The sequence below is a fragment of the Chryseobacterium sp. HNCC26DJ241 genome, from assembly GCF_057180505.1.
In genome coordinates, this window is record NZ_JBXUGL010000023.1 from 19,722 (window position 1) to 46,494 (window position 26,773).

The following is a 26,773-nucleotide window of genomic DNA, read 5'->3' on the forward strand; positions in this document are numbered from 1 at the left end:
TATTTTGATAATTATTATAGCATTTGTGGTCTACATCACAAATGCTTTTTCTGCTTTATATATATTTAATAATACTATTTTTTTTGGTGTAACTGCAATTTTAATATCTTTTTTTATTAAATTTTTAATTCTTAGGATTCTTTTAGAATTCATAAAAAAAGATTTTTTTATGCACATATTTATAGCATATAATTATTATTTCTATGCTTGGTTATTTGTATTAGTCTTACATTTTCTTCTCAGATACTATCAACTTTGTAATAATACTACTGTTTCTATGTTAAAGCATAATTCAAACTTGATACTCTCAATTTCAATAATGATGCTGTGGAATTTATTGCTTCCAGAAAAATTCAAAGATTTTTTTTGCTTTAAAGAAAAAATATTTTTCTTTGGAATATCTGTAATAATTAATTTGTTTTTTATAATTGTACGGATATAATTTTCAATTAAAAAATTATGAAAAAAACAATTTTATTAGGGGCGTTTCTTACATTAGGAACTACCTTAGGTTTTGCAAATACAAAAGGAAACGTAGAAAAAGTAAATTCCGAAGCAAAAGAAGTTACAGTTAATAAAAGTACTAAAAAGGCTAAGAAAATTGTCCAAAAACAATGTGGAGTTTTTCAGGCAAGTTGTACATCTGCATATACTTGTCAAGATTGGACTAGTGCTCAATGGATTCACTGGATGGAACAAATTCAAGAAAATTACTGTCAACTATAATTTCAGTTTCATAGCGTAATCATTTCTTCATACTCAATAAGAACGAAGTTCTGATTATTATATTAATCAACTAAAAAATCGTTCAAATAATAAATTTTGTTTGAGCGATTTGTTATTTTTATAAAAAAACAACAATGAATTTTACAATAAAACAAACGGTAACAATTTTATTTTTAATATTTTCCTCTGTATCATTTTCTCAAACAGCTATAAGTGATTCTTTAAGGGGAGAATTTACTTATTTACTTCAATATAAGCCCAATACTCTAAATCGAGATAACGTTTATAAGGAGCTTTTTTCATTACAAATAAGTGATAAGCGTACATTTTTTATCAGTGAAAACAGATTGAAATTCGACTCTATTATTACAACACAATTTAGCAATAGAAAGAATAGCACTTTTAATGTTGATATGAGAAGTTTGCCCCCATCAAAATTTAAATTTTTAATTATCCAAACTAGTGATAATTCACAATTTTACGAAGCAGCAGGAATGACACTTTTGTCATATAATACACCTGCAATTAGTAATTGGAAATTGTTTGATGAAACGGAAGTAATTAATTCTTTTGTTTGTAAAAAAGCTGAGATTAGTTATAAAGGAAGAGATTGGACTGCGTGGTATTCTGCCGAAATTCCTTTTCCTTATGGTCCCTACAAATTCAGTGGTCTCCCAGGCTTAATTGTGAAAATAACAGATAAAACAGGCGATTATGATTTTGAATTGGTGAAATCAGTATCAAGTTCTGATTTGAAGGGAAAGACAATAACAATAAATGAAGCACGATATCAAAATGCTAAGATAGTAACGAAAAAAGAATTAGCGCAAGCAATAATAAATGCCAAAGAAAATGCTAAATATGAATTAGAAAGAATGGGTACTGTATTTTCAGATAATCAGAAAAGACAAAAAATAAGTGAAACAGAAAAAATGGGGTATAACCCTATTGAATTAGAGGATTAAAAAACTTCCTACAAAACATATAGAATAAAATATAGACAGAACATTTTTGAATGCCCGAAATTTTTTTACACCTTATATGCTTACTACTTCCTATACCTTTTAATATTATCGTCTCCTTCCACCTAATCCAAACATTCCCAAAATCGCTTTTGCACCTTCTCTCATTAAAGTACTTGTAAATGTTCTTCCAGCTTTACTATTGAGTACTTGTTCAAACATTCCCGGTTCTTCTTTTACGGGTTTTGTTTTTTGTGTAGGTGCAGCATTTTGTACTGCCTGTTCCATTCGGGAAGTGAGCATTTCGTAGGCAGAATCTTTATTTACAGGGTTTTCATATTTGGCTACCAAAGCTGATCTGGATGTTAGTTCGTTTACTTCTGCATCCGATAAAACATCCATTCTTGATTCCGGAGAAATAAGATACGTGTGAACCAAAGGAGTCGGAATTCCTTTTTCATCAAGTGCAGTTACAAATGCTTCACCAATTCCCAAATTCTGAATAAGATTGGAAGCGTCATAAAATTCCGTAATCGGATAGTTTTCTACTGCCTTATCAATTTCTTTACGATCTTTTGCCGTAAATCCACGCAAAGCATGCTGAATTTTCAATCCTAATTGGGACAGAACATTCTCCGGAACATCTCCCGGAATTTGAGTGATAAAATAAATTCCCACTCCTTTGGAACGGATCAGCTTTACCATTGTTTCTATCTGCGAAAGCAATGCTTTTGATGCTTCATTGAAAATCAAATGTGCTTCATCAATGAAAAGTACAAGTTTGGGCTTTCCGGAATCTCCTTCTTCCGGAAATGTCATATAGATTTCAGCAAAAAGAGAAAGCATAAACGTAGAAAACAACTGCGGTTTGTTCTGAATATTTCCAACTCTTAAAATATTTACCACGCCTTTTCCTCCACGAGTCTGAAGCAGATCTTCCACATCAAAGCTAAGTTCTCCAAAAAACTGAGCTGCACCTTGTTGTTCCAAAGCAACAATGGAACGCAAAATAGCACCTAAAGAAGCAGGAGCAATTGATCCGTAATTGTTTGACAGATCTGCTTTTCCTTGTGGATGATCCGTTACATATTGCAATACTTTTTTTAGATCTTCAAGATCAATTAATGGCAAACCTTTATCATCACAATATTTGAAAACAATGGACATAATGCTTTGTTGCGTATCATTCAGTTCAAGAATTTTGCTCAACAAAACAGGTCCAAATTCTGTGACAGTTGCTCTTAATTTTACGCCTTCTTCTCCGGAAATGGTCATCAATTCTACCGGAAAAGCCTGCGGTTCATACGGAAGTTGGGTCTTCGCATATCTTTCATCAATGATGCTGTTTCTCGTTCCTGATTCTGCAATTCCGGAAAAATCTCCTTTAATATCCAAAACCAAACTCGGAATTCCAGCATGAGAAAGCTGCTCTGCAAATACCTGTAACGTTTTTGTTTTTCCTGTCCCTGTTGCTCCTGCAATAAGACCATGTCTATTTATTGTTTTCAGAGGAATGGTAACATTCACTTCCGGAACTACCTCTCCATCAAGAATTCCTTTTCCTAAAATAATATGTTCCCCACTTGGATTATATCTATTATTAAGTTCCTGAATAAATTTTGCTTTGTCTGCCATTTTTCTATTTTGAAATTTTTACAAAAGATAAAGATAAAATTTTTTGATAAAAAAAACAGTTATAATTATATTTTGAATAAATAATCTTTAGAATTAAATTCAATATTTTTGTAGCAGTGAAATGCAACTCAGTTCAAATGCAATAAAAAATTTGTCTAATAGAAAAAGCCAATAGCATTATTCTGTTGTTTTAGACAAAAATCATCAAATTTACACTATGAAAATTGAACAAATATATACCGGATGTTTAGCACAAGGAGCATATTATATCGTTTCCGAAAATGAAGCTGCAATTATTGATCCTTTAAGGGAAATACAGCCCTATCTTAATCGTCTGGAGAAAGATAATGTGAGGTTAAAATATATTTTTGAAACTCATTTTCATGCCGATTTTGTATCAGGACATTTGGATCTAAGCAAAAAAACGGGAGCTCCTATCATTTATGGACCCACCGCAAAACCAAATTTTGAAGCCATTATTGCTACTGATGCACAGATATTTGAAATCGGGAAAGTAAAAATTAAAGTTCTTCATACTCCCGGACATACATTGGAAAGTTCTACTTTTCTTCTTTTGGATGAAAATGGAAAAGAACACGCAATATTTTCCGGCGACACCTTATTTCTTGGTGACGTAGGAAGACCCGATCTTGCACAAAAAGGAAAAGAACTTACATCAGAAGATCTTGCCGGATATTTGTATGACAGCATCCAAACCAAAATTTTTCCTCTTCCCGACGACGTTATCGTATATCCGGCACATGGAGCCGGTTCTGCATGCGGAAAAAAAATGCAGAAAGAGACGGTAGATACTTTGGGGAATCAGAAAAAGACCAATTATGCGCTCAACCAGCCCAATAAAGAATCTTTTATAAAAGAGGTTTTGGATGGTCTTGCTCCTCCTCCAAAATATTTTGGAATGAATGTGGCCATGAACAAAGGAGGCTACGAAAGTTTTGAAAAAGTTAAAAGCAAAGGATTGAGCCCAATTTCTGTTGATGATTTTGAAAATGTAGCAGAAGAATCCGGAGCTTTGATTTTGGATACAAGAAGTGCTGCAGATTTTCATAAAGGATTTGTTCCTAATTCTATTAATATAGGATTAAAAGGTGATTTTGCACCTTGGGTAGGAGCTATGATTGTAGATGTAAAACAGCCTTTGCTTTTGGTTGCCGATTCCGGTTCCGAAGAAGAAGCAATTACCAGATTGGCAAGAGTCGGTTTTGATAATGTAATTGGATATTTGGATGGCAGTTTTGAAAAATGGAAAAACTCCGGGAAGGAAACCGATGAAATCAAAAGAATTTCGCCGGAAGAATTTGCTCAAGAATTTACCAAAAATTCCAAAATAATTGATGTAAGAAAACCAAGCGAATATGAAGCGGAACATATAGATGAAGCCTATAGCAAACCTCTGGATTATATAAGTGAATGGATTGGAAATATGGACGATTCCGAACATTTTTTCCTTCATTGTGCCGGTGGCTACAGAAGTATGATTGCAGCCAGTATTCTTAATTCCAGAGGAATACGAAATTTCACGGAAATTGAAGGGGGCTTCAACGGAATAAAAAAAACGGAAAAAGTACCCACTTCTGATTTTATCTGCCAAAGTAAAATTTTTAACGAGAATTAAAGATCATGTCTCAAAAATTTCAAGAACTTATACAATCTGAAAGACCTGTTTTGGTAGATTTTTTTGCAACTTGGTGTCAGCCTTGCAAAGTACAATCTTCTGTCTTGAATACAGTGAAAGAAAATGTAGGCACTCTTGCTAGAATCGTGAAAATAGACGTAGACCAATTTCCGAAAATTGCAGCGGAAAATGGAGTTCGTGGTGTTCCGACTTTGGCTATTTTTAAAAACGGAGAACTGCTTTGGAAAGAAAGCGGAGTGCATGATGTAAATACTTTAACAGAACTTTTGAAACAATTTGCTTAAAAATTTATGAAAAGATTTCTTTTGATACTTATCGTTTTACCCGTATTATATTTTGCGCAGGAAAAAGAGATTCTGAAAGTAATGAAAGATCAGCAAACCGCATGGAATAATGGCGATCTTGAAAATTTTATGAAAGGATACTGGAAAAGTGATTCGCTAATGTTTATCGGTTCTCATGGTCCTACTTACGGCTGGCAAAATACTCTGGATAATTACAAAAAAACATATCCCAACAAAGAAAAAATGGGGACTTTGGAATTTTCTGAAATAAAAGTAAAAATGCTTGGAACAAACTATGCTTCTGTTTTCGGAAAATGGAAACTGATCAGGGAAAAAGATTCTCCAAACGGAATTTATACTTTATTGTTTCAGAAATTCAAAGACGGCTGGAAAATCATTTCAGATCATACAGAATAATTATAGCTTGATTTCAAAATCATCCCTGTCTTTCAGAAAAGGAAACTTTTCACGAAATTTATGGAGCTTTTCCAAACTAATTTCTGAAAAAACCAAATTTTCTTCACGACTAGAAATTTCTTCTCCATCTGCAAAAAAGCATCGGGAACTTTCTTCGTAATTTAAATTGTTTCCGTCAGTTCCTATTCTGTTCAGTCCAAAAACATAGGCCTGATTTTCAATTGCTCTAGCTTTTAATAAATGTTTCCATGCTTCTACTCTTGTGTCCGGCCAATTGGCAACATATAAAGCGATGTCATAATCATCATTATTTCTGCTAAAAACTGGAAAGCGTAAATCATAACAAACCTGAAGTAAAATTCTAAATCCTTTATAATCAATTATTTTCCTTTTTTCTCCAGAAGTATAAATTTTATCTTCTCCGGAATACGAAAACAAATGTCTCTTATCATAAAAATCGAAACTTCCGTCTGGTTTTACAAAATAAAATCGATTGTAAAATTTTCCGTTTTCCATTACCGAAACACTTCCTGCAACAGCGGCATTTTTTCTTTCAGAAAAATTTTTCATCCATTGCAACGTTTCATTTTTTCTGTCTGCAATTTCTTCCGCATCCATACAAAATCCTGTAGAAAACATTTCCGGTAAAAGAAAAATATCCGCAGAAACATCTGAAAATTCATTTTCTATTGTATCAAAATTTTCAGATTTTTTTTTCCATTTAATAATAAGATTCAATCCTGAAATTTTTAAATCCATTTCAAATTTTCTTTTAGAATTTTAGATATTTTTTACATTTAAATCAAATAATTCTCCTATTCATACCGTTTTGGTCTTATATTTGAAATTGAGAATTTATAATTAAATATATGAAAAAGTTTTTAATCGCAGGGGTTTTATTAGTTTTTAGCAATTTTAGTTTTGCACAGGCATGGAACGGAAATGGAGATCAAAAAGTACAAATTGGTCTTAGTGCATGGGGAAATGGAACAGGAATAACAGGAACGTATGATTATGGAATCAGTAATTTACTCTCAGTAGGTGGTGGTGCCAATTTTTATTTTGAGAATTTTAAAGACAATGATAAAAAAAATAATTTTTTCATTTTCGGGAGACTCAATGCGCATTTACAGGATGCTTTAGGACTTGATGAAAAATGGGACGTCTATCCCGGCGTAGATGTAGGGGTAATTAAAAATACTTTTGGATTGGGTGCGCATATCGGAGCGCGTTATTTTTTCAATGACAAGTTTGGAGCATTTGTTGAAATCGGAAATAATGGAAGTATTGGTGTATCCATCAATCTTTAAAAAAATAAAATAAACCAATCCAAACTAAAATAAATCATTATGAAAAATCTATTTACAAGGATGGCCATTCTGATGGTTGCAGTTTTGGGAATTACAAAAGTACAAGCACAAACATATAAAACAGGTGCAGGTCTTTTGGTGGACGTAGGCAATGGCTCTACTTTGGCGGGACCACATGTAAAACATTTCTTTTCAGGCAATAGTGCCGGAGAATTTAGCGTCTTATTTGGAGATAATGCTACTACAATCCAAGCATTATATCAATACAATAAAAAAATTAGTGGAGCGCAAGGACTAATGTGGTATATTGGTATGGGGCCGGCTATAAGTTTTGGAGATGGGAATTCTACATTTTCCATTGTTCCGACTGTAGGTTTGGATTACAAAATTTCCGGAGCACCTCTTGATTTATCTTTTGACTGGAGGCCGAGAGTTTCATTTTTCGATAATGACTCCGATTTTGCTGCCGGAAGATTTGGACTTGGTTTACGTTTTACTTTTTAAAAAATATTTAGAAATTTTGACAAAAAGACTCTCTTTTATGAGAGTCTTTTTCTTTGGCATAGTTTTGATAATGCTTACATTTGCAAAACTTTAAATTTTTTAAAACGTATTAATGGAATTAGCATTAAAAATATTTCAATTTATTCTGAGTATATCAATACTAGTATTACTTCATGAGTTAGGGCATTTTCTTCCTGCAATATGGTTCAAAACCAGAGCAGAAAAATTTTTCCTGTTTTTTGATCCTTGGTTTTCTCTTTTTTCCATGAAAAAAATAAATGGAAAATGGCAATATAAATTTTTATCAAAAAACCTACCTGATACTGAAACTGTTATTGAAAACGGACAGCAAAAAGAGGTTCCAATTGATGTTTCTAAACTTCCGGATAATGACTGGAGAAAGCATCCTGAAAACACCAAATACGGAATAGGTTGGCTTCCAATGGGAGGATATGTAAAAATTGCCGGAATGGTAGATGAAAGTATGGATCTCGAACAATTGAAAAAACCAGCACAAAGTTGGGAATTCCGTTCAAAGCCGGCTTGGCAAAGATTAATCATCATGTTAGGAGGTGTTACTGTAAATTTTTTCCTTGCGTGGTTGATCTATTCTTGTCTTAGTTTCTTTAATGGGGAGGCTTATACGGATTTAAAAAAATTTAATGATGGAATCAGTGTTTCGGATGCCGGGAAAAAAATGGGTTTTAAAAATGGTGACAAAATTATTAGCATTGATGGAAAACCAGCTGAAAGATTAGAAAATGCTTCTATTAATCTCCTTTTCAGTAATAATGTAACCGTTTTAAGAGTTGGGAAGCAAGTTAGTTTCCATGTGAATGAGGACGGAGTAGCTGATGTTATTCGCCAGAGAGAAGCTAAATTATATATTGTACCGAGAATTCCGATGGTCATTGATTCACTTGCAAGTGAATCTTCAAAAAACTCAGGGCTTCTTCCCAATGACAAAGTTTTATCCATCAATGGTCAAAAAGCACTATACATGGATGAAACCGGACTTATTCTGGAAAAAAACAAAAATAAGATCGTAAAGGTAGAAATTGCCAGAAATGGAAAGACTGAGATTCTGTCTATTCCTGTGAATTCGGAAGGAAAATTAGGTGTAAAAGTAAAAACGAATATTTCAAATTTCACAACTACTAAACAATATTCTTTTTTAGAAGCTATTCCGAGAGGTTTTACAAGAACTATTGATGCTCTCACCATGCAAGTGAAACAATTCAAGATTATGTTTAATTCCAAAATTCAGGGATATAAAAATGTGGGAGGCCCAATCGCAATTGTAAATTCTATGCATGTAGATAAAAGTGCAAATGGTGATTTAGCTATCAATTGGACTGTTTTCTGGAGCTTTACGGCTATGTTTTCTGTTTGGTTGGCTTTTCTCAATCTTATCCCTATTCCCGGGCTGGATGGTGGACATGTTATGTTTACTCTTTGGGAAATGATTACAGGAAAACCTGTACCACAAAAAATTCTTGAAAATGCACAAATGATTGGTGTTATTTTCCTTTTAGGATTAATGGTTCTAATCTTCGGAAACGATATTTTTAAATTAATCTTTTCAAAACATTAATTTTTTATAAAAAATATTTGCGTACAAAAAAAAAGCTTTTTATATTTGCACACGCTTAACAGGAAAAGCAAATTCCTCCTTAGCTCAGTCGGTTAGAGCATCTGACTGTTAATCAGAGGGTCGCTGGTTCGAGCCCAGCAGGAGGAGCTTTAAAAAACACTTACATTAATTTGTAAGTGTTTTTTTTTGACTCTATTTACATTAACTACAACATGGCTCAATTGGATCAATTCCAAAACTTGGCGACTAAGCTAAAGTTTAGCGATGAAATCTAAATCAGCAGGAGAAAAATATGACTAAATTGTAATATTGAAACTATTTTTAGGATTTATAGCGGATCTTTTATTAACCTTCTCATAATGAAGCTACATCAAACAAATACTATTTTTTTATAATTTTTTTGCTAAACTTCACTCCATTACTTCCAGCTATATTGATTAGATATATTCCTGATAGTTCTTTGCTGATATTTATTTCCGCTTTTGAACTTTCTGAATATACATCTGATAAAATTAATTTACCGCTTGAAGAATGAATTTTTACGGAGTAATCCCCTAAAAAAGTAGGTACTTCTATGGTAAAAATTCCTGAATTTGGATTAGGATAAATTTTAATATCATCTTCTACAATAATCCCATTGTTATTGTCTGTATTTTTTGCTTTACCAGTAGTAGACGTGAATGTATTTACTATAAACCGATAACAGTTGGTGGTATTAAATGCTCCATTCATTCCATAAATTTTTAAATAATATGTACCTACAGGTAAAGAATTGATGGTAATATTTTCCTGATTAGACCCTAAATTATATCCACCTCCCAATACAACTCCTGATGAATTTAATAACTGAATATCATAATTGGTTACCAAATAGTTTAAAGTAACACTAATACCTGAAACTGCTGTTAAGTTAAATTTGAAAAAATCAACATCAATTGGACTATCTATTCCTGTAGAATATGTTTTATTCAATGCTATATTTTGAGCAAGAGTCATTGTATCATTATTTTCAGAAATACTTATACAAAAATTTGCAAAATTTGGTGTTGTAAAACTAGATTGCGCATAAGAAGAGTATCCTCCGTCGCAATTGGAACGAATTCTCCATTGGTACAGTTTGGCTGCATGCAAATTAATTAAATCATAGTAATTACCGATTGCTGAAGTGGTTGCTGTTGTCCAAGCAGAAGCTCCATTTATTTGGTATTCAATAGTGTAATCATTAATTCCTGAAGTAGGTGTCCATTGTAATCTAGCACTTGTCTGTGTAATGTTGATTACAGAAAGATCAGTTGGTGCAATACACGTCATATTGCAATCTATAACACAAGCCGCATTATTTACTGCATTTTGAATAACTACAGCCGGTTGAGAACCGAATCCTTTTGCAAAATTAGCAGCACAATAACTCATAATGGTACCTCCGTCAGTTGGAGCTGCAGGTTTTTCACATCCTCCTTCTGTTGTAAAACAGCCGTCCAATGCAGTGTTATTACCATTCCAAACACAGGCATGAGTATGTCTGGATCCCATTAAATGCCCGAATTCGTGAGCAATTACATGCACATTATATGAATAACTGGGTACAAGAACTACATCAGGGTTTAAATTTCCAGATACACTAAGACAAAAATCAATACCATTAGTATTGCATAAACCATTATAGCCAGACGCTATACCACCACCAATATATCTAAAAGTTAATAACTGTCCGATATGCCCGTTTATACTATATGTTTGTTGCTGAAATTGTGATAGCAATGCATTGGTAGATGTACCTGTGTAGGGATCTTCTATGTCCCAAATTTTTACTTCAGACATCGTAGTGGTAATACCATCGTTGCTGTATACAGTAGCAACCTGATTGTATAAATTGGTAACGTATTGTAAAACATTACTGATACTTCCTAAATTTTGGAAAATATCATATTCTGTTTCAAAATACAACCGCACACATTTGAACGAAGGAGATGTAATAGTTGCAGATCCTGTTTTATTTAATTTAGAATATATACTATATTCTTCGGCTGTTAAAGGTTCATTGAGTGTTGCACAATTTGTTTCAGGTCTTATTTTTAAATCTTTATCATTATAAATCACCATTCTATCATCATTTTTTAGTTTACCTATAACAAAGTTTCCTTCTGAAGTAGAAATAAATCCTGCAATTTCATTTTCATAAAAACTAATGCTTACTAAACTGTTTTTTTCTCCTTTTACAATACCTCTGTAATATTCTGCTTTTAATTTTGAGGCATCAAAACTTTTCCCGCTTCCTGTTTTTACAGATACATCTCTAAGCTGTTTAGAAGAATTGACTAAATATAATATCCAGGATTCTTTTTGATTTTTATTAACTTTTAAAGCAATAAAATCCGGAGAAGTATTAATAATTTCTAAAGCTTTTATTGTACTGTATTTCAAGACAGAATATTCTGAAACGCTTTCATTGATTTTCGAAGAATTGTATTGAGTATCTATAGAAAGTATACCTTCAATGATTTGGGGTTTTACTTGTCTATTAGTTCGCTCATTTACCTCCTGAGCTACAAATTTAATTTGATTTACTTGAGCTTTTACGATAAAGCTGATAAAGAAGATGAACAGTAGTGTTCTTTTTAAAGTTTCCATAAAGCAATTTTTCTAAAGGTTGTAAGAATTAAATTTTTCAATTTCCGTTTGTTATCGCTTGTTTTACTTGCCCATAACATAACCTTTTTATGTCTGATTGCTCTTTTTTGGAATAAGCCCTTATATAATTTTATTCATTAATCCAAAAAAAGCAACGTCTTGGGCATTCGTTAATAATTCATTTTCCATAAGCATAAAAATTATTTGGTTAAACTTTTTGTGAAATATCAATTGGCATTAAAACCATACTCAAATTTAGCTCTTAACATTCCGTCAAAAGAAATAAAACGAAAGCTCTTTAGTATATTTTTTAATTTCAAAAATGCACTAAAGTGTAATTTTTATTTATATAATTCTATTATAAGGATTACTCCGGACGAATAAAGAAGGAGCATTAAAAATGTCTGTTTTTCAAGGTATAAGATTTAATACTGATTAATAATCTTGCTCAATAATTTCTGTTCGAGAGAAACTTTAATAATTGTAGTTTTTTTTTAACATCCGTGTATTAAACTTAGTACAACTAAATTTTGCCTCATAGTAAGAGCTAAAATATCTTTGCAATTGAAATTCCATGAAATACTTATTAAATAATCTTTAACTGACATATAAACTTATAGTTAATACAAAGTGCATTATAATTTCAAAGACATCGATATAGGAAAATTGATAAAAGAGCGTATTATAGAAAGTAAAGTAGAAATGCCTCGAATTTGCAATTTTTTCAAATGTTCTGAATTAGAAGTCAACAAAATGCTCTCTAAACCCTCTATAGATAGTGATTTACTTTTAAAATGGAGCAAGCTCTTAGAATATGATTTTTTCAGGATCTATTCTCATCATCTTATTTTATATTCTCCTCATACAAGTAATAGTAATACTACAAGTAATGGCAATACTACAAAAATTAAAAGTACTTTGCCACAATTTAGAAAGAGCATATATACTAAAGAGATAATTGATTTTATCATAAATCTTTATGTTTCAGGAAATAAGACCAGACAGGAAATAATAAAAGATTATAATATCCCTAAAACAACTGTTTACAAATGGATAGAAAAGTATGCTGAGAAAAGCAAGGACTGAAAGAAGATACAAGAATAGCAAACAAAAATGGATTTTTAGAAGGGCTTACTCAGAAAAATAGCATTCATATTACAAAATATACTTAAAAACAACAAATGGAAAATTTAAAACCCAACTATAGAAGAATTTATAAAGATATAATTGCATTGCAATATCCTAATAAAGAAAACAGTTGTGCTTCTATTTTAAAAAAGAAACAATTATCAGTACAGGATATTATAGAGCTTAACGCAATTATTTTTGGAAATCAGGATAAGGAAGCGATCTCTTTTAACCAAAAATTCAGATCTTATGATAGATCTGATATATTCCAGATTTTAGATTTTCAAAAGGAAAATAATTTAAACAACAGTCAATTGGCCAGACATTTCAGACTCAGTAGAAATACTATTGCCAAATGGAAAAAATCTTTTTATTAAAGTAGTTTTTCCTCTATTATTTTTTTGACCAACGAATTTGCCATTAAAAAGTAATAAAATTTTATCAAAAATTTAGAATAGCATATTTATTTCTAAAAAATATTGATGTTTCATGTTGTGTCTTGTAGAAAAAAAACTACAAGCATATCATTATATTACTATAGATTTCAAAAGCATTAAGCCCCCTATTAACTCTAATTTTGCAAAATAAATACATTATATACAAGTATTTATAAAACAACAGGTTCTGAGTTTTTTAGAACAGGTTTTAAGATAATGTACAAAATTTTTAATTTATCATCGGTAATGCTATTGTTACTTTCCTTTCTGGTTAAGGGAAGGGATATTAATTATAGCATCAATACATACCCTGCTGATGAAGAAAAAAGTATAATATCCGGAATTGAAAACATCCATATCAGCGGTGGTTCATTTATATGCATTAAAGAGAAAAAAAACTCGGAAAAATGTATTGGAAAAAAAATTGAAACCTCTGAAATTGTAATAGGTTTTAACACTACCAAAAACAATAAAAAACAGCCCAAAAGCAAAAATAAAAAACCTGAAGAAAAACAACAGTCAGGTATCCAAGAAAACTTTCGTAAAAAGAATACTCAAAAGCAAAAATACACCCACACAGATTCAAAAAAAACCATAAATAAACTCTACAATAATCCCAACAGCAGTTCATTATTAGAAACACGGACAAACAGTTTGGCTTTTGTGGTGCCGGTTAATAATATATATAAAACAATCTGTTTTTCACATTATTCTTATGATGTCGAAAATTACCTTTTTGAACATAAAAAATTGCAAAACTGGTATTTATATTTTTTTAAATACAATATTCTTATCTCTCGATTTTCAGAAAGAGCTCCTCCATTTTTAGTGTAAAAAACACATAAATTTTAAAGACAAACAAGTAGATATACTGCTCTGCTTTGTTCATTTATTTCTGATTTCTGACGCTAGGAATCAAATTATATCATTTAGGGTAAAATAACCATTTACTCTCTTAATAACATTAATTATAATATTCAAAAAATGAAAAAAATAATATATTCTTTATCAACAATAGCTGTAGGTTTTATACATGCACAAACAGGAAACGTAGGTGTCAATACGCCTACGCCTCAAAAGACTTTACATGTTAATGGCTCTTTACAAATTACTAATGAGCTTAATGTAGGAGGAAATGCTACTACCGCAGGATCTGCAGGAACTGCAGGACAGGTTCTTACATCGGGTGGTTCTGGTGTCGCTCCTACTTGGACAACTATTTCTGGGAGTGGTGCAACCACCAATACATTAACAAACCCTACAAATACTATCACCAGTACGGTAAACGGGGTAGTAGCTACTACCTCTGCGGTAAATACCGTTAGCAATACTGTTTCTGGCGGTAATGTTACTACAACCGTAAATGGTGTTGCAGGGACAGCTGTACCTATTGCCAATGCATTGAGCTCTTCTGCAAACACTTTGTCTTCAACAGTTGCAGGAGGCACGACACAAACCGCAAGTATTGTTAATACAAGTACGGTATCTAACCCTACGAGCAATACTATTGGTACCACGATAAACGGTGTAGCTTCCACTACTAACGGGACGATTATAAATACCAATGCAATTTCTAATCCTACCACTAATACGATAAGAACCACAGTAAACGGAGTAAACTCATCTACAGATGCCACTATTGTGGGTAGCGTAAGCAATACTGTTTCTGGCGGTAATGTTACGACTACAGTAAATGGTGTTGCAGGGACACCTGTAGCAATAGCCAATACCCTTACCACTACGGGAAATACAGTAACCTCAACAGTTGCTGGAGGAACTGCACAAACCGTAACAGTACCTAATATATACACTGCGGATGGTACATTAACAGGAAACAGAACCGTAACACAAGGGGCTAATACACTAACATTTACCTCTACTGCAACCAATGGATTTTCGGTAGATGGCACTACATTTTCTGTAGATGCGGCTAATAACGCTGTAGGGATAGGAACTTCTGCGCCAAATGCCAATGCATTGCTAGATCTTACTTCTACTACCAAGGGATTATTATATCCTAGACTTACTCTTACAGCTACCAATAACGCATCTCCGCTTTCTGCACACGTAGCAGGGATGAAGGTATATAATACAGCGACCAACACTTCTTCTTCTGGAAACGAAGTATATCCTGGGGAGTATGTGAACGATGGAACCAAGTGGGGAAGAACAATGAGTACTAATGATGTAAACATTATTGCAGGAGCGGATGGGGCAGATGCTGTTCCTTCTACAAATGTTACTATTACTTCTGGAGGTGTTTTAACCACTTTGGCTACCTATACCTTTACACTTACCAGACCCTCTTTGGTTACCTTTAGCGCAAGTGTATCTATACGAATTGCTCAAGATGCTACTTTTTTAACGAGCCTTCTGGATGGGCAAAACAGATTGTATCGTAACTATTGGCAGTTTACGTCACTCCCAGCAGGCTCTACTTTGTCCACAACAGCAGAATATGGAGCAAGTGCTGGGACTTATGCAAATACTGTAGCTGGTTCGATGACTGGTTTTATGTACACAACCCCTAATGCAACTCTTAGGCTAATAGCGGGAACCTATACCATAATCTTAGGAAGTAGAGCACAGCAAGGTGCGGGAGCAGCAGCAGGCTCTGCGGTAATACAATTTGGAGGAACCGCTAATGACATTGTAAGCATAACCGCTATACCTATAAGATAGTAACTATTTATTGACTCGTCTTTTTTTTTTGTTAATATGTAAAACCAATGAAGCTTCAGTACATTAATTTTCTAATTCATTAGAATTAGATTTCAAAATTAGTTGTTTTCAACAAATTACACTTTTTTGAAATTTTTACAGAAGGTACACAAAGGTCAAAACGTTTAATATCATCTCTTGAGAGATCAAGAGATGATATTTTACAATATGAAAAATAGAAAGATCAACCACTCCAATAGATTACGCGCAATATTCTGGTAACCAAGACAATATTATTTTTAATGCCTTAATTATACATGGGCATCTTTTCGATTGCAATTTTAACACAAGTACTACACAAATGAGCCACCATGAAAAACTAATTCATCTTCTTCAACAATATGGAACAATTTCACAGACAGAAAAACAAGATATAGAAAAACATTTTTTATTTTCTAAAGCAACAAAAAAAGAAATACTAATTGATAGTAATTCTCCTTGCAATAAACTCTTCTTCATCAATAAGGGATTACTGAGAGCTTATTTTATTAACGATAGTGGAAAAGAAATTACTAGAATGATTGCTTGGGAAAATAGGTTTTTAACAAACATTGTAAGTTTTAAAAATTTTGAAGAGAATAAAGAAACTATAGAGTGTATTGAAGATGCAGAAATTTTATACATCAGTAAAGAAAATTTTGATATCCTAATGAACTCTTCACAGAATCTTAAAAGTGTATACGGTGATTTTTTAGAAAAGTATCAAGCATTGAATTTGCAGAGATTTCATCATCTTAATAACGATGATATAAAACAAAAGATACTCTTTCTGAAGGAAGAGTTTCCATGTTTAATAGGTAGGGTAAACCATTCCATTTTAGCATCCTTTTTGGCTATTTCAAGAGAAACATTTGCAAGAAACAAGCAAGGTATTTTGGAATGATTTTATAACAAGAAAAATATTTAAATAATGGTAAGCAGTGTGATTGAAATCACACATATTCAGTGTATTAATCAATATATTTGTACCCTATTTAAGGTATATGACCACTGAAAATCAACATAAGTAAAATATGCGAATTCTAAAAACACAAAGATGATAAAAAATTTATTAATTAACCTCTAAAACACACAAATGAATCAAAGAATTTTTTCTAATATAGTTCATATTACATAGGGGAGTTATCCTTTCAAGCAAATCAATAATTATTTTTTCCTATAAAATAAATTTATTACGATTTGTGCACAACTTTCTTTTATGCATCCTTAAAAAGATACAGGTTTTAGCTTTTAATATTTTGTTAAAACTTTAGCATTTCGTTTTTCTCAAATAAAAAAAATCTTGAGAAACGTTATCTCTTGTGTCTAAAATTACCAGTCTGTGTCTAAGTATTTTTTTTAAATAGTTAAAAATGAAAACTTTTTGAACAAATGAATTAAATAAAATTAAAATAATGAGAAAACAAAAATTCAAAAAACAAATGATTAGCTCTACCATTAAGCGCATAATGATGATTTTGGTATTATCTTGTACACAGCTTTTTTTTGCCCAAAAAGCCTTAGAATTAGCTAATGGTGCGGGAAACCCAACAGGAATGGGACCTGTACAAAGCGTTACAGTTACTTTTCAGGAAAATTCGGACAATCCTACAGGAGATACTTTTGTACCGTATAGCCCTACTACTACGGCAACGTTCTCCTTTGAGAACCAAAAATACACATTGTCAAAAACACCTTATAAAGGATTGAGTTTTGGTGCTAATAGTATTAATCCTACTCATACTGCAGGACAAGATTATATATTTCAAGCCTCATCCACTTATCCAGATAAATATACATCCTATAACAGTGCTACTGGTACGGGGATTAGTGCAAACAATATGCAGGTTGATTTAACGGTAACTTTTTCGGCACTTCAACAAGCCAATGCCCCGTTACCAACTCCTACAAGTACTACGAGATATTATTATGGTGATTTGGTAGTAACATTTAATAGACCAGTCAACAATCCCATACTACATATGGGAGGTATGGGTTCTTTAAGTAATTACTTAAACTATACTGAGTTCGTGTTAATATCACCAGGTCTATCATTAACCAGATTATCAGGAACTACTGATTTTGCAGTTTCTTCTAATAGAATTTATAATAGCAATTCTACAAACTGGCAGGTGTTTAATAATGGGTCTGTACGCATTAATGGTACAGGAATTACACAAGTGAAATTTAGCTTATATGAAAATTCTCATCATGGCGGGCTTGTTGGTTTTGATTACTGGGTACCTGCAGGCTATGATTATGTAGATGCTATTGGTTTAGGTTTTTCGCTCCAATGTTGCACTGCTCCAACAATATCTACCACTTCAGCCACGTGTAATAGTAATGGTACTGCTAAAATTACCAATTATAGTTCATCAAATACATATTCTATATCGCCTTCAGGACCTGTAATCACTTCAACAGGAGATATTACGGGACTTGTTCCTGGTATTAGTTATACTGTAAGCTACTCCAATAAGGAGTGTAGTAATGTTACATCTAATCCCTTTAGTATAGGTGCATCAACAGCATTGGTAAATCCAACTCTTTCTGCTACTTCAAAAAGTAATGTATGTCCAGCTACAACGGTTGATCTAACGACAATTACAGCGAGCAATACCCCTTCTGGAAGTATTTTAACTTGGCATACAGGTCTGCCTGCAACAGCAAGCAATAGAATTACAGGAACTGCTGTAGCTGCAGGAACATACTATGCATCTTTTTATAACGCTACCACAGGTTGTTACAGTGTTGCACCAGTTGCGATAACGGCAATAGTAAATATTTGTGGCGGAGCAGGGACTATTGATTGTACGAAAACAATAATAACTCCTGCACCAGTAGCTGGAACGCCAAGTCAGGTAGGTTTAATCGTAACCGTAAATGTAACTAAAACAGGTACATTTCCGCTCACGGTAAGTGGTTCCGGAATGAGCTTAGCAAATGAAGTAACTTCCATAACGGCTGTCTCTACGGGATTGCAAACATTTCACATTCCTTTACAATATAATGGTTCGTCTTTAGGAACGCTGAACTTCACAGTAGGAGCAGCAGGAAGCTGTTCAGCAAATCTTACCACTCCTCCGAAAGATGTAATCACTAAATCTTGGACAATAGATTGTGTACCTACAGCAGGACCTAAATTAAAATAATTTATAAAAATTTATTATATGAAAAAAACAATTAACATTCAAAAATTAAAGCTAAGGAGCTTCTTAAGTACCATATTGCTGGTAATCCTACAAGTGGGGTATGCACAAACACAAGTGCCTTTAACGCTTAATTCCCCATACGGTTATGATTCCAGTTTTAATTATAATTCTGGAACAGGAACACTGTACCACAGCAATTTATCTGGAAGTTATGCAGGCAATTGGGCTCGAACTACTAATCCATTACCAACGTCTGATTTTTCTTATAGTTTCACTTTGGGAACTGGCTCAAATGTAGGGTATAATGGTAACAACTATTTATCATTTCAGTTTGGGGTTGATACACAGCAAGTGGTAAGTATGGTAGATCCTGAAGCAAATAATTTTCGAAAATTGTATGATTACTCTATAGAAGTTATACATACTTCTGCAACTTATGGTTCTCCATACCATGGTTTTCGTATAAGAGAAAATCATACAGAGAAATATCTTGCTCCACATAATACCGCTAGTTATGGTATTGGATCTGTTTTTACCATTAGAAAATCTGGAACAAAAGTAACTTACCTTATCAACGGATCAGTTGTATATACAAGTACTGTAGCCGCTACAGGAAGTTCATATTATGGGCATTTTCACTTTAGTAACAACAATCCTGTCTATATTAATAATGTAACCACTCAGGCTGTATCAGTATGTAATGTAGTAAGCACTATTCCTGTTTTATCAAAAACTACTCTAAGTAATACTTGTCCGGCAACATCTGTAAATCTTAATAGTCTAGTTACTTCTACTACTCCAAGTGGGGCAAGTTTAGTTTGGTATAATCAAGATACGGGTATAGCAGTTACAAACCCTACCAATGTAAGCACATCAGGAAAATATTATGCAGTTTACTATGAATCTTCGAGTTGCTATAGTCCAGCAAGTGCTATCGTAACTGTTACCATAAACGGATGCCCAGATGGTACTATAGATTGTAGCAAAACCCAAATTATACCTGCACCAGTTGCAGGAATACCAAGTCAGCTAGATTTAATTGTAACAGTAAATGTAACTACAGTAGGTACATTCCCACTTACCGTAAGTGGTAGCGGAATGAGTTTAGCAAATGGAGTAACTTCTGTAACTACCACTTCTACCGGGGTACAAACATTCCACATTCCTTTAAAATATGACGGAAGTACTTTAGGTACGCTCAACTTCACTGTGGGATCTGCAGGTAGTTGTTCTGCTAATCTTTCTACTCCCCCTAAAGATATTATTACAAAAGGATGGACTATTGACTGTATTCCTACTGCGGGACCTGCTTTAAAATAATAACAATAATATAAAAATATGATTCGATTAATATTTGTAATAACGTTATTCCTTTTAGGCTTTCTTGACGCTAACGCACAAAGCACAGTTAATTTAGTTACTAATTCAAATTTTCAAAACCTATCTACAACTGGCTGGACACAAACATCGGGTTCTAAAGAAAATCCACCATGTTCCGGAGGAAGTTATGTATCAGGAACTAATTCTTTATTTTATATTCCTGTAAATCAATCGTCTAATATAACCTTTGCTGTATGGGATGATGTAAGTGGTGGCGGTGGTACAGGTTTACCCTCGAATGCACTATTTACACAGACAATTCCTGTAACACTTACTTCTGGTGTTAATTATCAATTTTCTGTTGGGATGACTTCAGGAAGTGCTTCTGGATATAAAGGAGCTCATGGACAATGGGTACTTATAAATTCTACAGGAGCTATTGTCAAAACATTTGTTTCGTATAAAACACCTAGAGCAACAAGTACAGTATACTCTGGTGAAACTATTTTGGCGGATACGAGAAATACCAGTTTAACGACTTTTACGTCTCCACAATTTACAGTTGCAACTACGGGAGCTTATCGCTTATCTTTTAGATGGGCGGTAGAAGATCCATGTTTCTATCATAATGAAGATATGTATATAGATAACGTGGCTTTAATGACAAATTGCTCCACCATTAATCCTCCTATAATTTCGGTTTCTCCTGCTACTTGCGATTCAGCAGGTACTGCTAAAATTACTAATGTAGTAGCTGGTAACACTTATACTTTTACACCTTCAGGACCTACTGTAAATACTACAACAGGTGAAATTAGTGGTATGACACCTGGAACAATCTACACCGTAACTTCCAGAAATGGAAATTGTTGTTCTACTACCTCAGCTTCATTTAGTATCGCTGCAGCAATCAATTGTGTTGGAGCAGGTACTATAGATTGTACAAAAACGATAATAACTCCTGCACCAGTAGCCGGAATACCTAGTCAGCACACATTAATAGTAACCGTAAATGTAACTGCAATTGGAACTTTCCCACTTACTGTAAATGGTTCCGGAATGAGTTTGGCTAATGGGGTAACCTCAGTAACAGCAACAAACACAGGAATCCAGACCTTCCATATTCCTTTAAAATATGATGGTTCGGCATTAGGTACACTTAATTTCACAGTTGGCACAGCAGGAAGCTGTACTGCAAACCTCGCAACGCCTCCTAAAGATGTGATTACTAAATCTTGGACAGTAGATTGTGTGCCTACAGTAGGGCCTAAACTAAAATAATAATTAAAAAAATAATAGAGAATGAATAAAAATATAAAATCATTAATCCGTTTAATCTGTTTTTGCTTCATAGCTAATTTTTCCTATGCACAAACAGTAGATATTAGTGCATATAATCCCTCTACAATACCTTCGGGACAAACTTTTGAATGGCATTCTGCAATTCCTGTAAGTAATTCTAATCTAATGATTACAGCAGCTACCCAAGCAGCAGCTTCAGGAATTTATTATGCAGTTTGGAATTATGGAGGAACACCTGCTTGTTACAGCCAGCCTACGCCACTAAAAGTAGTGACCAATAATTGTCCTAATACAACCATAGATTTAATGGCGTCTGTTGATACTTCTACCATACCTTTAGGATCTACAGTATCTTTTCACACTAGTTCTACACCGTCGAGTGCCAATGTAGTATCTTCCACTACAATAACGCCTACTTCTACACCTCAGACTTATTATGTTGCCTATAAAGATGCGGCAGGATGTTATAGCAACGCTTCTGTAATTGTTGCTTTAGCTTCCAACTGTGGTGCACCAGATATGAGAATATTTGCTTCCGCAAGTGATGCTTATTATTTATACGGAGAGCCGGTGGATGTGTTCTTTAGAGTAACTAATATTGGAAATATACCTACAAACGGTAGCCCAATTACAGTGACTGTAAATATAAACGCAGAACCAGGAAATTTTAACTACACGCTTCCTACAGGATGGACGTTGCAATCTCAAAGTGTAGGAGTATATGTATTCACTACCAACAAAATAATGAATCCAGATTCAAGTGGCTTAGGAGGAGATATGATTAAAATTACCTATACCAGTACGGGAATTCAACCAGTTGGAGCTACCATGGCGGTATTTAGAGGTGTAATTACGGGCAATTCTGGTGGAGAAACAAATGTATCCAACAATACGGATACTGTTGCGCTGCCGAAAAGTCAGTTTTAGAAAGAATTTGTAAGACATTAAAATGGTTTTACCGTTCCCTATCAGAATCTGAAATTCTGATAGGGAACGTAACCAAAGATTTGCAAAATTTAAACAAAATTAATATGAAATGAAACACATACAATAATACAATATGAAAAAAAATAGAATAATTACCTCTATTCTATTCTTGATGTTGAACATTTTTTCTTATGCTCAAAATCAGGATTTAGAATTTACTAGTGCCTCGTCAACAGTAGTTTCCGGACCCACTCTAAACTCGGGTGTATTTACCTTTCAGAAAAATACAAACAATCCTACTGGAACTACATATATAGCTCATGACCTTACGGCAACTTTCACGATTAGCAACCCACAGTATAGTACGTCAACGTTTGCTACAACACCCCCGAGTCCGCTTATTTTTGGTAGATCGACTTCTACAGTAGCAATGAATGCAATTTTTGGACAGGTTAATGCTACTTCTACGGTTAACTCAAGTTCTTTTACTGCTTCAGGAGCGCCTACAGGAACGGGGATAGATGTAGCAGATGGAACCAACACCAATACTGGAGTTAGAATCTTTTGTACTGCTGCACCTCTGGTAGGGCAATCTCTTACAGGAAACTACTATATGGGAGATATTACTGTTACCTTTAATAGAAAGGTAAATAATCCCATATTGCATATTTCAGGAATGGGAGGGCAATTTGGAACACATAGTTATACTGGACAGTTTGAATTGAGTGCTATTAATGGAATTTCTACTTCGGGTACGTTGGAAAGATTATCGGGAAAATCCTCTTTTAATGTAACGGGTAACTTTATTAATAATACTGATCCTAATAGTATCACCAGTGGTCAATTTAATACAGAAGGTTCAGTTCGGGTAAATGCCAAAGATGTTACGACCATTACCCTTAAATTTTATATGAAGGGGCATAATAATGGAACCGACTGGGATGCGACAGTAGGTAATGGTGAATACCTTACCTTAAGTCTTTCTACCTTAGAGAGCGATTTATCTGTTACCAAAACGGTGGATGTTGCCAACCCTACAGTAGGGCAAAACGTAAACTTCACCATAACAGCCACCAATAACGGAATATCAAACTCCGACAATACCAAAATAAACGATTTGCTTCCTTCAGGATATACTTTTGTGAGTGCAACTCCTTCTGTAGGGACATATAATAATACAACAGGAGTTTGGACAATTGGGACACTGAACAACGGTGCATCTGCAACACTTACGATAACGGCTAGCGTGAACCAATCTGGTCTTTACACCAATACCGCAACGATAAGTGGAGAGAATGCCGATCCCGTATCAACCAATGATACTGCAAGCGTTTGTATATCGCCGACGCCTACTGTAACGGTAACTCCAGTGTGTGGAGCGCTTTCTACGGCAACAATTAGTAATTACAATTCTAGCAGTACCTACACTTTTTCGCCAACTGGTCCTACGGTAAACACAACAACAGGATTAATCAGTGGTTTAACGGCAGGTACAAGCTATACAGTAACCGCTACCAACGGAACGTGTACTTCCACTTCTAGTTCTTTCAGCGCTTCTGTTACTACAGTTCTAACTCCAACAGTTTCTACTACGGCGGCTACATGTGGCTCTGCAAGTACAGCCACAATTACAAATGTGGTTTCGGGGAATACCTATACCTTTACACCATCAGGTCCTACGGTAAATACGACGACAGGGGCAATCAGCGGACTGACAGCAGGCACAAGCTATACAGTAACTTCTGGTAACGGGACGTGTACTTCAGCTTCTTCTGCTAGTTTCTCCATTACCAATTTATCAACCACAGATAGTGATGGAGACGGTATTGCTAACGTATGCGATTTAGATGATGATAACGATGGGATTACCGATTGTGATGAAAGTGCGGGTAACGTATTGCCAAATTTTACGGCTATTAACAATGGTCAAAATGTCATTACTGCACAAACAGTTACTAACTACATTAGTTATACTGCACAAAGATTAGCTCCTGTAACCTATACAGCAAATACTGACATAGGTTTAGCCTCTGTAAATGTTCAGGGTGTTTCATGTACAAATTGCATACAATACCCTATTGCTGGATATGCAGGCGGGCATCTTTTTTTTAGCTCTAAAAGATTACCAACACCAGAAGCAGTATCTTATAAAATTATTTTTTCAAAGCCAGTTAAGCTTAAATTATCACAAAGTAACTCGAATAACACTAATAATCCTTGGTTTGACATTGGTGAGAGTTGGACAATCACAGCAAATAAGACGTTAACAATTTCTAGTCCTCAAATAACTCTAAGTTCAGCGACTACTAGTTTATGGCCTAACACTAAACTTGTAAATTCTAGTTTTACAGGAACATATTCAAGTTCTATCGTTATTCCTTCAACAAATTACAGTACTACAGGCTCAGAGTTAAATATACTTCAAAATAATTCTAATACTGTAGCTTTTAAGCCTCTCTCTTACCTTGGAAATGTTGCTAAAGCTGATTCAAGATGGGAAATAACAGGGGATGAAATTACAGAATTGACGTTTACATATTTACCCAATAGCCAAGACGTTACAAATGATGGACTTGGTCAAAGATCGCTTTTGCAGATGATTGCATTGTGTGCTGACATTGATACAGATGGAGACGGTATTCCTAATAGATTAGACTTAGACAGTGATAATGACGGCTGCGTAGATGCTATGGAAGGCGACGAAAATGTAACGACAGTACAATTAGCAACTGCAAGCGGTACGGTAACTGTAGGAACTGGCTCTACAGCAAGTAGTCAAAATCTGGGAACAACCGTAGATGCTAATGGAGTACCAACAGTAGTTAATTCTGGTGGGGTAGCAGATATTGGTGGAGACCAAGGGCAAGGTTTAGGAAATTCCCAAACCGTAGGCTCAACAAGTACAGTTACCACGCAGCCAGCAGATCAATCTGTATCTGTAGGAAGCAATGCAACATTTACAGTCACTACAACAGGAGGTTCAGGAACCACCAATTACCAATGGCAGGTAAGTACAGATGGAGGTTCTAATTGGGTTAACATTACCAACGGAGGTGTTTATTCTAATGCTACAACAGCTACTTTAAATATTACTGGAGCTACTTTAGCAATGAATAATTACAAATATAGAATACAAATTTCACAATCTGATTATGTTTGTGGAACACAGTTTTCCAATGAGGCTAATCTTTGTGTAACAACCACACCGTTAATATCAGTAGGTACAGCTACATGTAATTCTGCAGGAACAGCTACCATTACCAATTATGAAAATACAGGAATTTACGATTTTACACCAGCAGGTCCTACAATAGATATTAATACAGGAGAAATTTTGAATATGACAGCAGGAACAAGTTATATTGTAACGGTTACAGACGGTATTTGTGTATCTGTACCATCTGCATCATTTAGCATTGGAGCGCAATTACCGCCCCCTACTATTACTGGGACACCACCTGATCTTGCAGTAGGAGCTACAATCCAACTTACAGGAAGCGGAACTCCAAATGCAACTAACTCTTGGGTGTCTAGTAATCCCGGAGTAGCCACCGTAAATAGTACCGGATTAGTAACTGGAATATCGGTAGGAACTTCTACAATAACCTATACCAATAGTTCAGGGTGTAGTGTACAGGCTTTGATAGTTGTCGCTCCAGATTTTTGTTACCAACCGGCTGTAATAGATGCAGGCAATGTCTATCCTTCTAAACACGGAATCACAGCCTTAGGAAGAGCAGGTGCAGAAAATGATAACTGGCCAATGGTAAGACAAAGTGCTTGGACGGTACTAGAATCTAAAACCAAAGGTTTTGTGATAAACAGAGTGAAATTCAATGCAAGTAACCAACCTGTTGCTGATGACGAAATAACGCTGGTGATTACAAACCCGGTAGAAGGAATGATGTTGTATGATACCACCAACAACTGTCTGAAAGTATATACCTCTAATGATGGAGGTACTACCTTCGCTTGGCATTGCATGACAACGCAGACATGTCCTAACTAAAACTAAATGATAAAGAGATTTCTAATTAGCACAGAATTTTTTCTGCTGCTGAGATCTCATAACAATCAAAAATTCTAA

Annotated in this window: 21 protein-coding genes and 1 tRNA gene; 19 read left to right on the plus strand and 3 right to left on the minus strand. The window is 34.2% G+C overall.

The genetic code is table 11. The features are described from left to right. The first annotated feature begins 459 nt into the window (after positions 1-459). Together AC2A1C_RS11265 and AC2A1C_RS11270 are read left to right on the plus strand one after the other, a co-directional pair. Positions 460-726, plus strand: a complete 267-nt coding sequence (locus tag AC2A1C_RS11265) for a hypothetical protein (RefSeq protein WP_484025813.1) — start codon at positions 460-462, stop codon at positions 724-726. Positions 727-860: 134 nt separating this feature from the next. Beyond that, positions 861-1,691 carry a GLPGLI family protein gene (locus AC2A1C_RS11270; protein WP_484025814.1) on the plus strand — a complete coding sequence of 277 codons (831 nt, stop codon included), beginning with the start codon at positions 861-863 and terminating at the stop codon, positions 1,689-1,691. A gap of 105 nt (positions 1,692-1,796) precedes the next feature. Here the strand turns inward: AC2A1C_RS11270 and AC2A1C_RS11275 are convergent, their stop codons facing one another. After that, entirely contained in the window at positions 1,797-3,323 is a 1,527-nt protein-coding gene (locus AC2A1C_RS11275) for a helicase HerA-like domain-containing protein (protein ID WP_484025815.1), read from the minus strand. A 217-nt stretch (positions 3,324-3,540) separates the two neighbouring features. Between AC2A1C_RS11275 and AC2A1C_RS11280 the strand changes: the two genes are divergently transcribed. The 3 genes from AC2A1C_RS11280 to AC2A1C_RS11290 are packed head-to-tail and all read left to right on the plus strand — an operon-like array spanning position 3,541 to position 5,681. Next, a complete protein-coding gene (locus tag AC2A1C_RS11280) occupies positions 3,541-4,959 on the plus strand; it encodes an MBL fold metallo-hydrolase (RefSeq protein WP_484025816.1) in 1,419 nt (472 codons plus the stop codon). Between the two features lie 5 nt (positions 4,960-4,964). Further along, the gene (locus tag AC2A1C_RS11285) at positions 4,965-5,264 is read left to right on the plus strand and encodes a thioredoxin family protein (protein ID WP_484025817.1); all 300 of its coding nucleotides are present in this window, start codon (positions 4,965-4,967) and stop codon (positions 5,262-5,264) included. A 6-nt stretch (positions 5,265-5,270) separates the two neighbouring features. Next, complete coding sequence (locus tag AC2A1C_RS11290) at positions 5,271-5,681, plus strand: YybH family protein (RefSeq protein ID WP_484025818.1); 411 nt, start codon at positions 5,271-5,273, stop codon at positions 5,679-5,681. On the opposite strand, the gene AC2A1C_RS11295 is transcribed toward AC2A1C_RS11290, so the two are convergent. Further along, positions 5,682-6,440: an amidohydrolase gene (locus AC2A1C_RS11295; protein ID WP_484025819.1), complete on the minus strand. Its 759-nt coding sequence runs from the start codon at positions 6,438-6,440 to the stop codon at positions 5,682-5,684. Between the two features lie 110 nt (positions 6,441-6,550). Between AC2A1C_RS11295 and AC2A1C_RS11300 the strand changes: the two genes are divergently transcribed. The 4 genes from AC2A1C_RS11300 (at position 6,551) to AC2A1C_RS11315 (ending at position 9,236) form a co-directional block, all read left to right on the plus strand. Continuing rightward, positions 6,551-6,991 (plus strand): DUF6646 family protein, encoded by a 441-nt coding sequence (locus AC2A1C_RS11300; RefSeq protein WP_484025820.1) that lies wholly within the window; start codon positions 6,551-6,553, stop codon positions 6,989-6,991. A 39-nt stretch (positions 6,992-7,030) separates the two neighbouring features. Next, positions 7,031-7,495: a hypothetical protein gene (locus AC2A1C_RS11305; protein WP_484025821.1), complete on the plus strand. Its 465-nt coding sequence runs from the start codon at positions 7,031-7,033 to the stop codon at positions 7,493-7,495. A gap of 112 nt (positions 7,496-7,607) precedes the next feature. Beyond that, positions 7,608-9,089, plus strand: a complete 1,482-nt coding sequence (gene rseP, locus AC2A1C_RS11310) for an RIP metalloprotease RseP (protein WP_484025822.1) — start codon at positions 7,608-7,610, stop codon at positions 9,087-9,089. A gap of 73 nt (positions 9,090-9,162) precedes the next feature. Next, a tRNA-Asn gene (locus AC2A1C_RS11315) sits at positions 9,163-9,236 on the plus strand. Between the two features lie 234 nt (positions 9,237-9,470). Here the strand turns inward: AC2A1C_RS11315 and AC2A1C_RS11320 are convergent. Next, positions 9,471-11,720, minus strand: a complete 2,250-nt coding sequence (locus AC2A1C_RS11320; RefSeq protein ID WP_484025823.1) for a M12 family metallo-peptidase — start codon at positions 11,718-11,720, stop codon at positions 9,471-9,473. Between the two features lie 753 nt (positions 11,721-12,473). Here AC2A1C_RS11320 and AC2A1C_RS11325 point away from each other — a divergent pair. The 10 genes from AC2A1C_RS11325 to AC2A1C_RS11370 all read left to right on the plus strand — a co-directional run bounded on the left by AC2A1C_RS11325 (position 12,474) and on the right by AC2A1C_RS11370 (position 26,695). Continuing rightward, positions 12,474-12,806, plus strand: coding sequence for a helix-turn-helix domain-containing protein (locus tag AC2A1C_RS11325; RefSeq protein ID WP_484025824.1), 333 nt, complete (start codon positions 12,474-12,476; stop codon positions 12,804-12,806). Positions 12,807-12,901: 95 nt separating this feature from the next. Next, positions 12,902-13,225 (plus strand): helix-turn-helix domain-containing protein, encoded by a 324-nt coding sequence (locus AC2A1C_RS11330; RefSeq protein WP_484025825.1) that lies wholly within the window; start codon positions 12,902-12,904, stop codon positions 13,223-13,225. Positions 13,226-13,501: 276 nt separating this feature from the next. Continuing rightward, positions 13,502-14,119: a hypothetical protein gene (locus AC2A1C_RS11335; RefSeq protein WP_484025826.1), complete on the plus strand. Its 618-nt coding sequence runs from the start codon at positions 13,502-13,504 to the stop codon at positions 14,117-14,119. A 150-nt stretch (positions 14,120-14,269) separates the two neighbouring features. Further along, on the plus strand, positions 14,270-15,967 hold the full coding sequence (locus AC2A1C_RS11340; protein WP_484025827.1) for a beta strand repeat-containing protein: 1,698 nt from the start codon (positions 14,270-14,272) through the stop codon (positions 15,965-15,967). Between the two features lie 340 nt (positions 15,968-16,307). Beyond that, entirely contained in the window at positions 16,308-16,889 is a 582-nt protein-coding gene (locus tag AC2A1C_RS11345; protein ID WP_484025828.1) for a Crp/Fnr family transcriptional regulator, read from the plus strand. A 511-nt stretch (positions 16,890-17,400) separates the two neighbouring features. Then, positions 17,401-19,137 (plus strand): hypothetical protein, encoded by a 1,737-nt coding sequence (locus AC2A1C_RS11350; RefSeq protein WP_484025829.1) that lies wholly within the window; start codon positions 17,401-17,403, stop codon positions 19,135-19,137. An 18-nt stretch (positions 19,138-19,155) separates the two neighbouring features. After that, on the plus strand, positions 19,156-20,457 hold the full coding sequence (locus tag AC2A1C_RS11355; RefSeq protein ID WP_484025830.1) for a hypothetical protein: 1,302 nt from the start codon (positions 19,156-19,158) through the stop codon (positions 20,455-20,457). 18 nt (positions 20,458-20,475) lie between these two features. Further along, positions 20,476-21,738 (plus strand): hypothetical protein, encoded by a 1,263-nt coding sequence (locus AC2A1C_RS11360; protein ID WP_484025831.1) that lies wholly within the window; start codon positions 20,476-20,478, stop codon positions 21,736-21,738. A gap of 21 nt (positions 21,739-21,759) precedes the next feature. After that, positions 21,760-22,686, plus strand: coding sequence for a hypothetical protein (locus AC2A1C_RS11365; protein WP_484025832.1), 927 nt, complete (start codon positions 21,760-21,762; stop codon positions 22,684-22,686). Between the two features lie 133 nt (positions 22,687-22,819). Then, positions 22,820-26,695 (plus strand): Ig-like domain-containing protein, encoded by a 3,876-nt coding sequence (locus AC2A1C_RS11370; RefSeq protein WP_484025833.1) that lies wholly within the window; start codon positions 22,820-22,822, stop codon positions 26,693-26,695. The last annotated feature ends 78 nt before the right edge of the window (positions 26,696-26,773 follow it).